Annotated in this window: 1 protein-coding gene; it reads right to left on the bottom strand. The window is 42.8% G+C overall.

Annotated features, from left to right (window positions below):
* Positions 1 to 270: 270 nt before the first annotated feature.
* On the bottom strand, positions 271 to 714 hold a 444-nt coding region (locus tag A3712_RS22845; RefSeq protein WP_231891870.1), incomplete at its 5' end, for a hypothetical protein.

The raw sequence follows: 714 nt of genomic DNA, 5'->3' as shown, positions 1-714 counted from the left end.
AAAAGGTAACCACAGGACTATGAGTATGATTTTTAAAACCACTGGGCGCACAGGTCATGAAATGATCAAGATGATCCGCTCGTTCTATTGTAAAGAGACAAAGAAACCGCAAAAGATTCAGCTCGGAAAGTTCCGAAAATCGGACATTCCAAGCATCGCTTACGATAAGAAATTTGTTCCAAAAGTTATTGAGGAACTGAAAGAGAAAGGCGCANCGACTTGGGGTGCAGGACTGCCGGAGGCAAGTCATACCTTGCTCCCTGCCGATAATCACGACTTAGCGCGTGGTTTGCGTGGCTTGGTGATGCCGACAGCTCTTAACTTTGACTCAATAGTTTTCATTGACTCCCAAAGCTCCACCCTTTCTGTTTCAGTCAGCAATTCTAAGTGTGATTCGTGTGCTGATGCCGCTAATTTTACATGAGATAAGAATGCACCTTTCTCTCTTAAAACTGCTTTCTCTTGCTCTGCTTCAAACAGAACATTGATGTAGTCTTCGACCTCTGCAATCTCTTCATTCGTTGCGCCTTTCTCTTTCAGTTCCTCAATAACTTTTGGAACAAATTTCTTATCGTAAGCGATGCTTGGAATGTCCGATTTTCGGAACTTTCCGAGCTGAATCTTTTGCGGTTTCTTTGTCTCTTTACAATAGAACGAGCGGATCATCTTGATCATTTCATGACCTGTGCGCCCAGTGGTTTTAAAAATCATACT

The organism is Vibrio sp. HI00D65 (genome assembly GCF_001635455.1).
In the GTDB taxonomy this organism is placed as follows: domain Bacteria; phylum Pseudomonadota; class Gammaproteobacteria; order Enterobacterales; family Vibrionaceae; genus Vibrio.
Note: the sequence above shows the minus strand (reverse complement) of the source record. Positions and strands in the feature narration are given on the sequence as shown.